Annotated in this window: 10 protein-coding genes; all 10 read right to left on the bottom strand. The window is 53.2% G+C overall.

Going from position 1 to position 16,735, the window contains the following annotated elements; translation table 11 throughout:
- Window positions 1–21 precede the first annotated feature (21 nt).
- Window positions 22–2,004 carry a Fe(3+)-hydroxamate ABC transporter permease FhuB gene (gene fhuB, locus OGX99_RS03835; protein ID WP_151216784.1) on the bottom strand — a complete coding sequence of 661 codons (1,983 nt, stop codon included), beginning with the start codon at window positions 2,002–2,004 and terminating at the stop codon, window positions 22–24.
- A complete protein-coding gene (gene fhuD, locus OGX99_RS03830; RefSeq protein ID WP_151216783.1) occupies window positions 2,001–2,891 on the bottom strand; it encodes a Fe(3+)-hydroxamate ABC transporter substrate-binding protein FhuD in 891 nt (296 codons plus the stop codon). Before fhuD ends, fhuB begins: the two co-directional genes overlap by 4 nt.
- On the bottom strand, window positions 2,891–3,688 hold the full coding sequence (gene fhuC, locus OGX99_RS03825; RefSeq protein WP_151216782.1) for a Fe3+-hydroxamate ABC transporter ATP-binding protein FhuC: 798 nt from the start codon (window positions 3,686–3,688) through the stop codon (window positions 2,891–2,893). Before fhuC ends, fhuD begins: the two co-directional genes overlap by 1 nt.
- A 46-nt stretch (window positions 3,689–3,734) precedes the next feature.
- Window positions 3,735–5,984, bottom strand: a complete 2,250-nt coding sequence (gene fhuA / locus OGX99_RS03820; RefSeq protein WP_151216781.1) for a ferrichrome porin FhuA — start codon at window positions 5,982–5,984, stop codon at window positions 3,735–3,737.
- Between the two features lie 218 nt (window positions 5,985–6,202).
- Complete coding sequence (locus OGX99_RS03815) at window positions 6,203–7,219, bottom strand: fimbrial protein (protein ID WP_252838396.1); 1,017 nt, start codon at window positions 7,217–7,219, stop codon at window positions 6,203–6,205.
- A gap of 14 nt (window positions 7,220–7,233) precedes the next feature.
- Window positions 7,234–9,717, bottom strand: a complete 2,484-nt coding sequence (locus tag OGX99_RS03810) for a fimbria/pilus outer membrane usher protein (RefSeq protein WP_286542719.1) — start codon at window positions 9,715–9,717, stop codon at window positions 7,234–7,236.
- A gap of 31 nt (window positions 9,718–9,748) precedes the next feature.
- Entirely contained in the window at window positions 9,749–10,462 is a 714-nt protein-coding gene (locus tag OGX99_RS03805; RefSeq protein WP_286542717.1) for a fimbrial biogenesis chaperone, read from the bottom strand.
- Between the two features lie 51 nt (window positions 10,463–10,513).
- Entirely contained in the window at window positions 10,514–11,056 is a 543-nt protein-coding gene (locus OGX99_RS03800) for a fimbrial protein (protein WP_286542715.1), read from the bottom strand.
- A gap of 601 nt (window positions 11,057–11,657) precedes the next feature.
- Complete coding sequence (mrcB, locus tag OGX99_RS03795; RefSeq protein ID WP_210904455.1) at window positions 11,658–14,195, bottom strand: bifunctional glycosyl transferase/transpeptidase; 2,538 nt, start codon at window positions 14,193–14,195, stop codon at window positions 11,658–11,660.
- Window positions 14,196–14,274: 79 nt separating this feature from the next.
- A complete protein-coding gene (gene hrpB, locus OGX99_RS03790; protein ID WP_286542711.1) occupies window positions 14,275–16,704 on the bottom strand; it encodes an ATP-dependent helicase HrpB in 2,430 nt (809 codons plus the stop codon).
- Window positions 16,705–16,735 lie beyond the last annotated feature (31 nt).

The following is a 16,735-nucleotide window of genomic DNA, read 5'->3' as shown; positions in this document are numbered from 1 at the left end:
TGTAAAGGCGAGGCGTTTACATTACCGGCTCTGCTTTCTCAGCAGATAGATAAAGTACGGCGCGCCAATAAACGTCGACAGTAACCCCGCCGGGATCTGATACGGAAACAGCACCATTCGCCCACACCAGTCAGCAAAGACCAGCAACACGCCGCCCGCCAGCGCCGAAATCAGCATATGCGGCATCGCCCGGCGAAAGCCCATCATACGAGCAATATGCGGCGCCATTAACCCGACAAAACTCAACGGTCCAATCGTCATGGTTGCGGTTGCCGTCAGCCCCGCAGCCAACAGCAGTAACCCTACGCGCGACGGCGTGATCGCCATCCCCACCGCCCGCGCCGTATCGCCGCCCAGCGGTAATATCGTCAGCCAACGACGACACAGTGGCGTCATCGCCAGCAGGATAACCATTACAATCCCGGTGCGCAGCACCTGTTCGCCACTCGCGTTATAGGTTGAGCCGGAGATCCAGGTTAGCACCCCCGCCATCCGCGGATCGCCGCTGGCCTGCAGCATCATCAGCAGCATTGTAAACGCCGTGCTGAGCGCCATCCCTGCCAGCAACATGCGGTGCGGCGAAAAGCCCCCGCGCCCGGCGGCAATCATAATGATAAGCAAGGTGGCTGCCGCCCCGAGGCTCCCGGCCGGCATCAGCCAGCCAAAGGCATTTCCGGGGACCAGAAATAACATTAATACCACGCCAAATGCCGCCCCGGAGCTAATACCTAATACTTCCGGGCTGGTCATTGGGTTTCCGGTCAGACGCTGAATAATACAGCCAGCTACCGCCAGCATCACCCCGGCAATCAGCGCTGCCAGAACACGTGGCCAGCGCCAGGGCATGAGTTCATCCAGCATCGCGCCGCTGGCCCATGTCCAGCCGTGCGCATCACGGCCAAACGCGAGCGCCACAATAACGGTCAGCAGCAATATCGCCCCACCCGCCAGCGCAAACATCAGTATATTCTGACGCTCAGCGGCGATACGGTTGCCGGCATTCATATCCGGCGCGCTCATACTCCTCAGGCGCGGCAACAGCCACAGCAACAATGGCGCGCCAATCAGCGCCGTCACCGAACCAGTGGAAACTTCCATCCATACGCGGGTCAGCCACAGAATAATTTGGTCAGAGAGCCAGAGGATTAATGCCCCAATCAGCGGAGCCAACATCAGACGCGACAGCAAACGCCGCGCGCCAAGCATTTTCGCCAGCAGCGGCGCAAACAGGCCAATAAAACCGATAATCCCGACGGCGTTAACCAGCAATGCGCTGAGAACAATCGCCAGCGACAAGGCCGCCAGGCGCGCCAGCGATAACGCCAGACCGAGGTTACGCGCTACGCCGTCATCCAGTCCCATCAGCGTCATTGGGCGCAGTAACAGCAGCGTCAGCATCACGCCGCCCAGCAACTGCGGCCACAGGCGTTGTACGCCGCTCCAGTCGGTTTGGGTTAACGTACCGCTGCTCCATAAAAACATGCTTTGCAGTTGATCGTGATGGAAGATAACCATCAACTGGTTAATCGCCCCGCAGTACAGGCTGACCACCAGCCCGGCAAGGATTAACGTCACCGGGGAAAGACGCTTGCCCCAGGCGACGCCAAACACCAGCGCCCCAACGACACATGCTCCCGCCAGCGCCGCAAATTGCGTGGTCAGGGCACCAGGAATCGACCATAGCGTGGTGACGGTAATGCCCAACTGCGCACCGGTCGCGACGCCCAGTGTGGTTGGTTCTGCCAGCGGGTTACGCAGCACCTGCTGAAACAAGACGCCAACCAGCCCCAGTCCGGCGCCGACCAGCAGCGAAATCGCCAGCCTCGGCAGCAGACTGTAGTGGAAAACCATCTGCTCAATGAGATTGATGTTTGGTGACCAGATAGCCTGCTGCCACTGGCTGCGCGGCAGTGCAACGGAAAAATTCATCCTGGTCAACCAGCAGGCAGCCACAAACAGAATCGCCAGCAGAAGGGGCGGGAAAAGCGCAATTCGTTTACTCACGCTTTGCCTCCCAGCGCATTATCCAGAATGCGGGCAAAATGCATCGCCGAGAGTGTGGCGCCATAGAACCAGACGGCAGGTACACGCTGAAAACGTCCGCTGCGGACAAACGGCATTGCCTGCCACAACGGCGTAGACATCAGCACAGCCATCTCTTGATCGTTGCCGTGGTCAAAGCACAAAACATCGGCATCCTGAAAGGCTGCCAGACGGTCAATACTCACGGCAGTACTGCCCCAAAAGTTTGTCTCGCCCTGCCAGGCGTTGGGGATCGCATATTCGTCCAGCACGTCCTGGAACAGACTGTTCGGACCAAACACCAGCATATGTCGCGAATCAAGCAAGGATGTCAGCAGCACGGGACGCGCACCACGTTGAATAAAGCGCGGTTTCAGGCTGGCGATAAAACGATCGTACTCGGTCAGATGGCGTTCAGCAGAGGCTTGCAGATTGAACAATTGCGCCATTTCCTGCAGCGATCGTCGCGCAACGGCCAGCGGCTTTTTACCGTCACTGAAGTTAAATCCCCGGCCAGGCGCAATTCGCGCCAGCTTTTCGGGAGAAGGACCATAGCCTGCCGACCACAGCAGAAATGAGGGTTTCATTTCGGTCAGCAGTTCGAGATTGGGTTCCGTGCGTAGCCCAACGTCAATCACCGAGTCTGGCAACGGGGGCTCACTGACCCACAGCTTGTAGTTAGGGATATCCGCGATGCCATACGGCGTAATACCCAGCGCCAGCAGTAGTTCTACCGGTAGCCATTCCAGCGCCACAATGCGTTGCGTATCAACCACTGCAGCGTGTGCCGTATTCATCCGCCACAGCAGCGGCGACAGCGCCATCGCCGCAAGCAGCCGCCGACGGGTAATATGATGTAATTCAATCATTAATAGACAAAACTCACGGGTGCGGCACCAGCCGGATGTGGCAAAATGCCCATCGGGATACCATAAATCTGTTCCAGAGTTTCACTGCGCATCAGCTCAGCAGGCGACCCCTGGGCAATCATTTCACCACCGCGCAGCGCCACCAGATAATCGCAGTAGCGAGCTGCCATGTTGATATCATGCAGTACGGCAATCACCGTCAGCCCGCGCTGCTGACTTAAGCGATGCACCAGCGCAAGCACATCAACCTGATGGGCAATATCCAGCGCGGAAGTCGGTTCATCAAGCAGCAGGCAGCGGGTGTCCTGCGCCACCAGCATCGCAATCCACGCCCTCTGGCGTTCCCCGCCGGACAGGCTGTCGACCAGACGATGTGCCAGCGGTTTTAAGCCGACCAGCGAAATAGCTTCTTCTACTTTCTCTCTGTCAGCCACACCAAAACGTCCCAGTGCGCCATGCCACGGGTAGCGGCCAATCGCCACCAGTTCCCGCACCGTCATTCCTTCCGCTTGCGGCAGCTGTTGCGGCAGATAGGCGACCTTACGGGCAAACGCTTTACTGCTCCAGTTCTCCAGCGGCTGTTCGTCGAGCAGAATTTCACCTTCCGACGGCGGCTGATGGCGCCCCAGCATTTTCAATAACGTCGATTTTCCGGAACCGTTGTGGCCGATAAGGCCAGTTACTTTCCCCACAGGAAAAGTTAAAGAGAGAGGATGCAAAAGCGTGCGGCCAGGCACACGAAAGGAGACATTACGCAACGCAAAGGTGGTGTCGGGATGGGATCTGTTTTCCTGCATAGCAGCCAACTTGTAAAACGGGCACGCAAAGCGTGCCCAAAAGAAATTAGAAACGGAAGGTTGCGGTTGCAACGACCTGGCGTTCTGCGCCCCAGAAGCAGCCATAGGTATTGAAGCAGCTGGCGACGTATTCGCGGTCAAACAGGTTGTTCACATGCAACGCCACGTTGGAGCCCGCCATGCCGACACGAGCCAGATCATAACGAACTAACGCATCCACCAGCGTGTAGCTCCCTACTTTAAAGGAGTTTGCCGGATCGCCATAGCTGGAGCCAGTATAACGAACGCCCGTACCCAGCGTCAGCCCGGAAAGCACGCCGTCATAAAGGGTATAATCGCCCCACAGCGATGCCATGTGTTTTGGCACCTGCGCAGGCGTATTGCCTTTGTAGTTGGTGTCGGTGGTGTATTCCGCATCGGTATAGGTATAAGAGCCGACAACGTTAACACTGGCAGACAGCGCCGCTTTCGCTTCAATTTCCACTCCGCGAGAACGAATTTCACCGCCTTCCACTGACCAGAACGATCCGTTCGGATCGGCCATCAGATTGTTGGTTTTGGTCAACTGATAGACAGCACCGGTGATCACGATTGGACGATCGTTCGGCACGTACTTCACGCCAGCTTCGTACTGCTTACCTTTGGACGGCGCAAAGATATTACCGCTTGCCCCCGTCTGAGAAGCTGGTTCAAACGACTCGCTGTAGCTGAAATACGGGGTTACGCCGTTGTCGAACAGATAGTTAACCCCACCGCGCCAGGTGAATTGCTTATCATCGCGGGAATCCGTTACGCCAGAAACACGGTTCAGAGAGTCCTGTTTAGCCCAGTCGTAACGGCCGCCCAGAGTAACCAGCACCTTATCCCATTGCGCCTGATCCTGGACATACAAGCCGGTCTGCTTCTGTTTGTTCAGCACTTTGTAAGGACCTGAAGGGCCTGGGTGTGAGCCAAAATCGAAGTCGCTACGGTCGAGGTTATAGATATCGGACGGCGCAACAGAACCCGCATAGCCAAACCAGGAGTTGATATCATTACGCATACGCATAAAGTCAACGCCGGTCAGCAGCGTGTGATCCACATCAGCAGTCGCGAACTTGCTTTGCAACTGGGTATCGACGGAGAAGTTCTGCAATTTCTCATTGTCGATAACATACTGACGAGTCAGCGTGTGATTCCAGTCGGCCTGAGGAACGCTGGCGCAAGGACTGTTAGCCGGATCCTTGGTATAGAGTGGATCGGAGCACATACCGTAGCCATACACGCTGTTCTGCGAGACTTTATTTTGCGCGTAACGCAGGTTCTGACGCACGGTAAAGGTGTCGTTAAATTCGTGGTCGAAGCTGTAGCCCACCATCTTCTCGTTACGAGAATAGGTATTGTTGTTCGCACCTTCGTTGAAATCGGTAGGCAGACGCTTGCCGTTCGGCAGCTCAGTCACCGTCCCTTCTTTCGGCAACCAACCGTAATAACCGGTTTCCGGCTCGTTCTGGAAGTAGGAAAGGAAGGTGAAGTTTGTCTTATCGTCCGGACGCCATGAGAAAGATGGCGCGATGGCATAGCGTTGTTCTTCTGCGCCCTGTTGCTGGGCATTCGCGGAACGCGCCAGGCCAGTTAAGCGGTAAGAGTATACGCCGTCATCATCCAGCGCATCGCTGAAATCAAAACCGGTCTGGAACAGGCTGTCAGTGCCCATCTTGAACTGAATTTCTTTCAACGGCTCTGTGGTCGGGCGTTTGCTGACCATGTTCAACAAACCGCCTGGGTTACTTTTTCCGTAGAGAACGGAAACCGGACCGCGCATCACTTCGGCACGCTCCAACATATACGGGTCGATCACGGCATCATTGTAGAAATTGCCCTGCATTTTCAGGCCATTCAGATAGTTATTCTGACTTTGGCCATCAGCAGCGAAGCCACGGATGATCAGGTAATCATACGTATTCGATGCGCCACGAGTACCCACTGCCACACCAGGTGTGTAGCTGAGCGCCTCTTTAACTGATTTCGGCTGATGCAACGCCATCTCTTCGGCGGTGACCACTGAAATAGACTGAGGAACTTTTTGAATCGGTGTGTCGGTTTTGGTCGCCGTCGCTGACTGACGAGCAGCAATCGTCGCCGCGGGGCCCCATGCGCTTTCTTGTACGGCAGGTGCTGCGGTGACAGTGATGGTTTCTTCTTTCGGTTGAACCGCCGCCTGTGCATAGACAGACATGCCGCTAACCGCTGTGGCTACCACGACTGCGATTTTACGCAGCGATGAGTTTGGCTTAGCAGTTTTAAAACGCGCCATTGGTGTTTCTCTGATGAAAGTGAATGATAACGTAAACGAGAATTATTATTATAACGATGGGAATAATAGGCCAAAATTTGATGCGATAGCAAGCAATACAGCCCCCTACCAAAACTAAGGGCTCAAGAAATAACCAGATGAAAATAAAGGGTTAATAAAATAAGCTGGAATGTTGAATCAAAGAAAACCCCCGGTTTCAGGGCAAGCAGAGGCTGGCTTTAGCGATAATACACTTCAAAGGTTGCCACTGCGCTGACCTGCCCTCCCTTCACAGTTCCGGTTTTGGCATAACGCGCTTTCAGCGGAATCGTGACAGACTGATCCTGCGTAGTCTGCGCAACCGCCGTGTAGTTTTGATCAAACCGAAGAACATTATCGTGGCTATCCAGAATTTGAATACCCACCCCGCTGGCGGCATTGTCACCATTAGCAATATTCAAAATAGTGCCGTCCGTCACACCGGTTGAGCCTGCAGAAGTAAACTGATAGTCAACTTGAATCCCGGCATCACAATTATTTAACTGGATTTTAAAACGATCGTCCGAAACGACTTTTGAGACATTATTCGTAAACTCCCCAGCGGTAATATCATTTAATGGCACCGTAATATTTTTTTCTGTTAGCTCGCAGGTTTGTGATTGTACAAAAACGCTTATATCGGAAAAACGCAGTTTCCCCATCACCAGATTGTCATATTTCCAGTCTGCATAAAGCCTTGGGGTATGCACAACGCCACCGCCAGAATAAACGGCACCGGTTACCACAAACTGAATAATGGCATGAAGCTTTATGGGATAGTAACCATCTGATTTACGTACTTTGGAACTGCCCATATGCCAGAGGCTAATTAATGCCCCCTCATTTAATGTTGCGCTGGTATTATTCGCCCAGGCAGCGCGAAAACCAATCCCCGGAACATTCGTTTCATAAACCCCCTGGAGTGGATTATCTGGTCTGGCATTTTCTGGCATTAAACCATTATTGTATCCTTGATAAATATCGCCGTCGGCATCACATGTCACCGCAATCGAAGCGCTTGTGGCTTCTGCCGTGTAAATAATAGTTCCTGGCGGTGCATCACTATTCACAATCAATTGAGGAATGGTAAAATTCACCTCCGCTGGATTTCCTCCACCACCAGAAAAATAACACGAGGCCAATACTGCCGGTGACAACCAAAAGGATAAAAATGCTATTAAAATTAGCATCCTGCATCTTATTTTTTGTGAGTTCATTCGCTAGCCTTCCGTTATTGGCAATTCACTGTAGCCGTAAGAATTCCTGCGCCTATGTTCTCCGGCACGCTCACGCGGCCCGAACATTTGGTCTGCGCGGTATTTCCCCATTGCGCCTCAAAACGTTGCGTTCCTTTGAGCCCTGTGACATACGCTTCACCATCATCGCCGACGATTGATGTCGTCCCGTCCATACTCACCACTGCGCCAAACGGCACCACGCCCTGGCCATGCCGCAGCGTCAGCAAGGCCCGTTTCCCCGAACGGGCACTAAAGTGAGCCGCCACCACCGCGCCTTTCGTGGGAACCACATCCACAGAAGCATCCTGAATATCCAGATCGTCACGCCCCACGGTATTCACAGTGACAGTATTACGCCGATAGTTAGTTAAATTCGGTACGATCGCATTACCCCAGCGATCGGTGTATATCCCCTGCGCATTCTGTATTTTAACGTGGTCACCATCGGCGATATGCACCAGGGCGAAGGCATCCTGAATTGACTGCCCGAGCGTAATCCCCTGCGAATGCGCCACCACAGATCCTTGCGCGCTATAGCCCCACTGCTTGCTATTTTTCTGGTAGCTGTAATTGGCGCTGAATTCACCCGCCGAAGCCCGATAGCGTGACGAGAGATACGCCCCATAGCCCACGTTGTTATCCGTGTAGGTTTGCTGGAGGTTGTAATTTAAATTGTTGTTTTCCAGCAATGTACCGTTAACGCCAACCTGATGTGACGTGTTGCCTGTTTTCGAACTCGTCAGGTTATACGTGCCCCAGGCATTCGGCAGCCAACGCGAAAGCGGGACGTTAATCGATACTGAAAACTGCTGGTCGTTATCCGTCGACGGCGTTTTGGTGAGGCTGTAATTCAGCGACCAGTTCACGCCCTGCCAGCTGCTGCTGTAGCCCATGCTGACGCTGCGCTCATGGCCTTGCATTCCCCAGTAGTCCTGCTGATAAGCGTTGGCATACACCGATCCCCAGCTCTGTAACGACTGCGACACGTTCAGTTGCAGGCGGCTGCGACGGTTGTAGCTGTCGCGGTAGCTGTAGATGCTGTCGTCGTCATAGCGACTATTTCGCTGGTCGAGTGCCTCCTGAAAGGTATAAAACCCGGACGTGGAGTAACGATAGCTGGCTAACGTGACCGTGGTATCGGTCAGCGGAAAATCTTTGGCGTACTGCACGCGCCACGACTGGCCGCTGGTATCAGAGCGACTGTCGTCAAAAGCCGTTTTGGCCATGGTTAAATCCATCGACAGCGAGCCCAAATGATGTAAATCCGCCCCGATACCGACCAGCCCGGCATGGTACATTGACGCGCCCTGCACACCGCCGTAAGCGGTAATGCCATACGGCAAGCCGTAAATCAGCGTTGCCTGACCAAATTCTGGTTTCTCATGGCTATCCGTATCGCGATATTTCCCCATCGCCAGGCTGTATTTCAACGCGCCATCACGCTGCATGATCGGCACCGAGGAGCTCGCCTGAATAAAGCTCCTTTCCGTGCCATCGGCTTCCGTCACAGTGACTTCCAGATCCGCCCCTGCCGTCACCTGCGCTAAATCACGGATTTCAAATGGGCCCGGTGAAACGTTTGTCTGGTAAACGGTGTAACCATTTTGCTTAACGGTCACTTTGGCATCGCTGTTGGCGATGCCACGAACGACCGGCGCAAATCCCTGCAACCCGCTGGGCAGCATGCTGGTATCCGTTTCCAGCTTCATACCCGTCATTTGCACACTGTCGAACAGTTCACCATTGGTAGCGGTTTGCCCAAACTGAAGCTGGCTGCGTAAGCGCTTGATATCACGGGAAAGCGTCGTACTAATGGATTGCCAGCCATCATCATTTCCCCAGTTACTGGCGTTACGCAAACGCCAGGGGCCGATATTCATTCCAGAATTGAAGCTCGCCCAGTTGGATACATTGCTGTCGCCGTTCAATTGTTGATGCGTCCCCGAGACATAGTAGCTCGTCCACAGCGCCGGAATGCCGTCATCCCAGGAAGCGGGGTTGCTTTCCCCCGACATTTGCCGGTCACGGTATATCTGAGGGATGCGTAATTGCAGTACCTGGGTCTCCGGGTTGAAGTCATCGTGTGCATCGGCGATATATTCGCTGATATCGCCCAGCAGCGTATTATCATCAATATTATTTAATGTCGGTATGGCATCCACTTTCACACCGAGCTCGCGCCATTCTGCTTTGGTCAGTTGTGGAATCAGTTTTTTATTATCTTTTGAAAGGAGGTAATTTATATTTCGCTTATCAATTCGGTCCTGATCCCAGACAATCGATGTTAAATAACGCCCGGGTGATAACCCGTTATGCTGTAAATAAGATTCAAGCGCCCCCGTATTTTCCAATGGTGTTCCCGTTTCCAGAACATCGAGATTAAAATAATCCTCGGCATAGACTGCACCACTCATCGTAAATAAAGCCAATGTCAGCGAATTGAGGGCCAGTATCCGAACAGTATGATGAGAAGCCATAAATACCACCCGTGATAAATCAATAGTTGATTTACAGCGACTGTTTGTGCTGCCCGGTTTCTGAACCGAAATCATTAATTGCAGTCCAGACCACATCCCCTTTCACCGATGATGATAAAGGGAAACGCTGCTCGCCAAACGGCGCGACCATCATCGCTAATGCAGAAGGTGTTTTCCCATCTGCAGCGGGTTTAATTTCTTTTCCAGCAACGGTGAGTTGGCCAAAAGTGACGTAAAATGGCGTAGGATTCTTCACGATAAGCTGGTTTTGGCTGCGACTAAACTGCAGTGACTGCCAGGCGGTTTTAGCCTCGCTCTCTTTCAACGATACCGGGCGGTAGAACAACTTTAATTTGGTTTTAATGGCAAATTGCAGTGTATTATTATCACGCAATGCTTCAGGTATCGCAGAAACAGATTTAACATTTGCCATATACAATGATTCACGATCCTGAGGGACAGAAGATTGACTGCCGGTATAAACGACATGCAACAATGTCTGATGATTTTCATCGAGTTTATAAATTGGCGGAGTAATAATAAAGGGGGCTTTGCTGTCATCAATATTGCTTACCCAGCTATGAACAAGATAGCGCTTATCATTATCCTTATTTTTCAGCGCAACCTGAACTTCAGCCTGATTAGCAGGATAAATAACGCGAGTCCCCCCCAATACAACACCAGCATGGGCAAGATTAATCCCGATAGTGAAAATAGCGGTTAATGCGATAATAAATCGTTTCATATTTCCATTCCATTGAAATACTGGCCCAGCCTGGGCCAGGTTAGACAGGTACTAACGGTAAAGCAGGGTGTAAGTAGCTTGTGCTGTGTAATCTCCGGCGGTCGGCGCAGTGCTACCCACCTGAATCACTTCAGCCTTATAGTTAAATATTACGTTCCCAACGTTGGCCTTATTTAGCGCGACATCCGGTTCTGAACCATCAAATTTCACATAATTACTGCTCCCTTCAGGCAGCATACGAACCCCGACATTCTTTGCCTCTCCTCCAGGCTGCAATACTTCCTCGTTGTATCCGGGGATGCTTGCCCCATCAAACTTGATATTGAGGTTTTGAACCGCCTCATCACAACCCGTGATGGTGATGGCAAAAGATTGCGAATCGCCAACTTTCTTATCTGCGCCGAACGCAGTTTTTGACAACTGATTAAAGGTAACCGTCCCCTCTCCTCCAGCGCCATTGACATCGACTACGCAAGAGTCAGGGACAATCTTCCCGGTAAAAGTAATGCTTCCCGTATCAACAGCTAACGCTGGGGCCACAATCCCTGCCAACATACCGCCCATGAACAAGTCGGTGAGAATTTTTTTGCACATAACGTATTCCTTACATATGCTCATAAAAATCAACATTAAAATAAATGGATTGCATCAAAGGAAATACAGAGTCTGGCTGCAAATGATGATGAGCAATATATTTCCATGAATATTATACAAACATCAGATCTATCAACATCAAAATATTCCCTTTGATGATTTATCATACGAGGATAAACGAATAAAAGCGAATAGCCTTCCCACACACAGTGAAATAACATAACAATCAACACATTGATTAAATTAAGAATATCCCCATAAATTATTTATACTTAATTCAACATTAAGAAGATAAAAATACATACACCAAAAGAATACTTTAGATGGATTTAATTATTTTCACTATGAAATTCACTGTAAAATGCAACCAGAAAACGAAAACAAAAAAATTTAACGTTTAATTGTCACAGAAATAAATACAAAAAAATTATTGTTTATGATTGGCACATAATAATCGAATCGATTTTCAATGCTATTTGCTTTAAAAACTGGAGGTTAGTCAGGAAGCGGCGTAAAAACAGGGATGTCAAACAGGGGGAAATCCCCACATCAGCACGCATTGGCATCATGCTGATATGGGGGAAGTACAACGGTAGCGAGATTAATTCCCGCCAAACATATCCTTAATCCAGCCCGCTACGCCATCGCTGTCTTTCTTCTCTTGCTGCGGTGGCTGCTGTTGCTGCTGTTGCTGCTGCGGTTGAGAAGATTGATCGAACGGATTTCCGGTCGGCTGCTGCATCATTTCACCCTGCTGACACAGTGAATCAGGATCGGTAGTCCAGACCGGCAGCGTGCGCATACCGCCGCTACACACGAAGTTACCATCGTAGTCCACGCCCATATCCACCACATCTTCCGGCGGCGTCAGCACCAGCGGAGTTGGCGTTTGGTTAGCCAGATAACGCTGATAAATCGACATTGCACCGCTGGCACCGTACAGCTTGGTTGGCTGGTTGTTATCACGTCCCACCCAGGTGATGGTCACCTGGCTGCCGTCGATCCCGGCAAACCAGGTATCCACGTTGTTGTTAGTGGTCCCGGTTTTCCCTGCCAGATGCAAGCCTGGATATTTCGCGCCAAGCTGACGACCCGTACCACGCTGAACCACCTGCTGCATGGTCCACAGCGTCATATACGCCGCCTGTGCTGGCACGGCACGCTCGGCCTGCGGGAAGCTCTGATACAGCACGGTGCCATCTTCAGCAATCACCGAACGCAACGCCGACAGCGGCGCGCGGTTGCCGCCGCTGGCGATAGTCTGGAACGCCTGCGCCACTTCGATCGGCGTCAGGTTCAACGCCCCGAGCAGCATGGCCGGAACCGGGTGGAGCTGATCCTTCGGCACACCCAGTTTAATCCAGGTATCAGTCACAGCAGGCAAGCCCAGCGCCATCCCCAGATTTACCGTCGGTACGTTCATGGAGCGGGTTAACGCATCCACCAGCATCACTTTTCCGCTTTCGCTATAGCGACGATCATCGTTCTGTGGCGACCAGACCTGTCCGTTCGGCTGACGCAGCGCAATCGGCGCATCAGCAATCCAGGTATTCAGGCGATACAGTTTCGGCTGACTGAGCGCGGTCAGATAAGTCGCTGGCTTTGCCAGAGAACCAATCGAACGACGCGCCTGCATCGCACGGTTATAGCCCGCAAACTGCGGTTCTGCTCCACCAACCATGGCACGCACTTCGCCACTGAAGCGGTCAACCACTACAATCGCGGTTTCCAGATCGCTCAGCTTACGCTGTTTCTTCAGCACCGGAATGCCTTCCACCGCCGCTTTTTCCGCAGCGTCCTGCGCCACGGAATCAAAGGTGGTGAAAATCTTCACGCCGGAGAGATCTTTAACTTTATCGCCCAGCTTCGCCTGGAGCTCCTGACGCACCATCTGCATAAAGGCTGGCTGCGGCGAGATCACTCCACCACGCGGCTGTACGCCTAACGGACGCGCGCTCAGCATGTCATACAGATCCTGGTCGATAATCTGCTGCTGTTGCAGCAAACGTAGCACCAGGTTACGACGCTCCAGCGCCAGCTTCGGGTTACGCCATGGGTTATAGATTGACGCCCCTTTAACCATCCCCACCAGCAACGCCTGCTGGTCGAGGCTCAGTTCTTCCACCGGACGACCGAAATAATAGAGGCTCGCCAGCGGGAAGCCGCGAATTTCATTATCGCCGCTTTGACCGAGATAGACTTCGTTCATGTACAGCTCAAGAATGCGATCTTTGCTGTAACGCGCATCCATCAGCAGCGCCATGTAAGCTTCGTTGGCCTTACGCCAGTAAGAACGTTCGCTGGACAGGAACAGGTTCTTCACGAGCTGCTGAGTCAGCGTACTCGCCCCCTGCACCGTGCGACCGGCCGTCAGGTTGGCCAGCACCGCACGACCAATCGAGTAGAGGCTGACGCCATCATGCTCATAGAAGTGACGGTCTTCGGTTGCCAGTAGCGTATCGACCAGCAGATCCGGGAATCCACTGCGCGGGACAAACAAGCGCTGCTCGCCATTAGGTGAAGAGAGCATGGTAATCAGGCGTGGATCGAGACGGAAGAAACCGAACTGGCGGTTGTTATCCATATTCTCGATGGTGTCCAGATGATCACCGTCAAAGGTCAGACGCGCACGCACCTGCCCTTCTTTACTGTCCGGGAAGTCAAACGGACGACGAATCATCTCAATGCTTTTCGCCTGCACGGTGAATTCGCCTGGACGCGTCATCTTCGTTACCTGACGGTACTGCGTGGCTTCCAGCAACTTCACCATTTCGTTCTTGCCGATCGGCATTTCTGGCTCAAGGTTAACCATGCGACCATATACTGCAGCAGGAAGCTGCCAGACTTTACCGTCTATACGGCTACGGATTTTTTGGTCCAGATACACGCCGTAAATGGCGATCAGCACCAAAAAAACAATCGACAGTTTTACCAGCAGCCAGAACCAGCCGCGTTTACCACGAGGCTTACGCCCTTTGCCTTTACCCTTACGCGGCATCGGTTCTTCATCCTCATAGTCATCATCATCATAATCGTCGTCATACTCTTCATCTCTGAGTTGACGACGGCTCACCTTTTGTTTCACCGGACGCGAGGGTTTCCCTTTACGTCCAATTGGCTCGCGGTCATTCCCCGCCATGCTTTTTCTCCGCAACATTCAGGCGCAAAGGCCGATTCTCAGTTCTTCCGCCCTGCGACAGAAGAAGAAATCTCTCAAATTATGAATACTTTTTGGTGCGCCGCGTTGGCGCGGTATTCGCCGGATCGTCCGGCCAGACATGTTTGGGATAACGCCCTTTCATCTCTTTTTGCACCTCGCGGTACGATCCCTGCCAGAACGCGCTTAGATCGCTCGTCACCTGTAGCGGTCTTTGGGCCGGAGACAACAGCTCCAGCACCAGCGGCACGCGTCCCTGGGCGATAGTCGGAGTGTTTGCTTCACCAAACATTTCCTGCATCCGAACGGCCAATACAGGAGGATTATCCTCATGATAGCGAATGGCAATCCGGCTTCCCGTTGGCACAGTGTAATGCGCTGGCAGTTCACTATCCAGACGTTGCAGCATTGACCAGTCCAGCAAACCTCGCAATGCCTGACCCACATTGAGTGCTTTTAACGCGCGTAAAGAGTGCACACCGCTCATGTGTGGCAGCAGCCAACGCTCCAGCGTCTTCAACAGAGAATCCTCATCTACCGCGGGCCAGTCGTACTCCGGCAACCAGATTGCCGCACATTGCAAACGCAGCCGAAACTGCTCGGCCTCCGGTGTCCAGTTGAGCACACTTAGCCCTTTATCGCGAATACCATTCAGCATCGCCTGATGCAACTCCTCTTCCGAGGGCTTGGCCAGTGGCTGCACTTTTAGCGTCAACTGGCCTATCCGCGTACGGCGCAGTGCTTTTAACGTTCCCTGGGCTTCATCCCATTCGATGGTGTCGGACTGTTGCAGCAGTTCAGGACACCTCTGCATCAACACTTCAATATCCAGCGGCAAGGCCAGTAAAATACGCGCATCTGGTGACGCGCTGCCTTGCAATAACAACGGCGCAATCAACCATTCATGGCGTCCAAGAGCGTCATCGGCATCCAGCATTGCCCCCATGCCGTTGGCCAGTTGATAGCGTCCTTCTTGTCCACGTCGACGCGCGATCCGATCGGCAAACGCCTGCGCCAGCAACGAGGGGAGCAGCGCGCTGTCTGGCTGCCCGCTGCGAACGTTAAGCCGTTTCAGTAATTGTTGACTACGCTGCTGCCAGACGGGCTGATTTCGTGAAAACACAACAGCCAAATCGATACTGCCACCGCGCGGCGGCTCTTCCAGAATTGCTGCCAGTTTTGCCGCCGATGCCGCTTCATCGTCACTGTTGGTGCTAACCAGCATAGCCGCTAAACGGGGATCGTTACCCAACGCCGCCATTTTTTGCCCCGTGACGCTAAGTCTGTCGCCCTCAAGCGCGCCCAGCATCTGCAACAGCCGTTTTGCTGCCTGCAGGTTGATAGCTGGCGGCGTATCCAGCCAGTTCAACTGCGCAGGATCGGTGCATCCCCATTGCAGCAGTTCCATCAACAGTCCGGACAGATCGCTCTGTAATATCTCGGGTTCGCCCTGCGCCGCCGCTCTTTCGGCCTGCTCTTTGGCAAGCAGATGCAGACAGATACCGGGCTCCAGACGACCTGCACGCCCGGCTCGCTGGGTCATCGATGCCTGGCTAATGCGCTGGGTAATCAACCGCGTTAAACCGGTGCGCGCGTCATAGCGCGCCACTCGCTCCTGGGCGCAGTCGACCACCAACCGGATGCCTTCAATCGTTAAGCTGGTTTCGGCAATATTGGTCGCCAGCACCACTTTGCGCTTACCTTGCGGCGCGGGCAAAATCGCCTGACGCTGCTCGGCAAGCGTCAATGCACCGTATAGTGGACATAGCAGCACATCACTGCCCACACGTGATGTCAGCTGTTCCTGCACGCGCAGGATTTCCCCCACGCCCGGTAAAAACAGCAGCAGCGACCCGCTTTCATGGCGCAAGAATTCTGCCGCAGCTATCGCTACCGCTTCATCAAAACGCAGGTGTGCCGCCAACGGCTGATACCGCCGTTCAACAGGAAATGCCCGGCCTTCAGAGACAATCGTCGGCGCATCGGGTAACATCTGCTGCAAACGCCCATTATCCAGAGTGGCGGACATGATCAACAGCTTCAGGTCGTCGCGCAGCCCTTGCTGCACATCCAGTAACAGCGCCAGCGCCAGGTCAGCTTGCAAACTCCGCTCGTGAAATTCGTCGAGGATCACCAGCCCAACGCCCGACAACTCAGGATCGCGCTGGATCATGCGCGTCAGGACACCTTCCGTCACCACCTCAAGGCGGGTCTGCGGCCCTACGCAGCTTTGCGCACGCATCCGGTAGCCGACAGTCTCACCAGGCTTTTCATTCAGCAATTCCGCTAATCGTTGCGCCACATTACGCGCAGCCAGACGCCGAGGCTCCAGCAAAATAATGCGCCCCTTGATGCCGCGGTGCTCAAGAAGTCGCAACGGCAGCCAGGTCGATTTCCCGGCACCAGTCGGCGCCGTCAGCAAAACCTGCAACGAGGCATCAAGGGCGGTAAGCAGTTCAGGCACTACGGCGGCAACGGGCAACGACGTCACAAATGGCTCCAGAGGGTTAACATTCTTCGCG

The organism is Citrobacter sp. Cu096 (assembly GCF_030332285.1).
GTDB lineage: Bacteria > Pseudomonadota > Gammaproteobacteria > Enterobacterales > Enterobacteriaceae > Citrobacter > Citrobacter meridianamericanus.
This window is presented reverse-complemented; position numbering and strand designations above follow the sequence as displayed.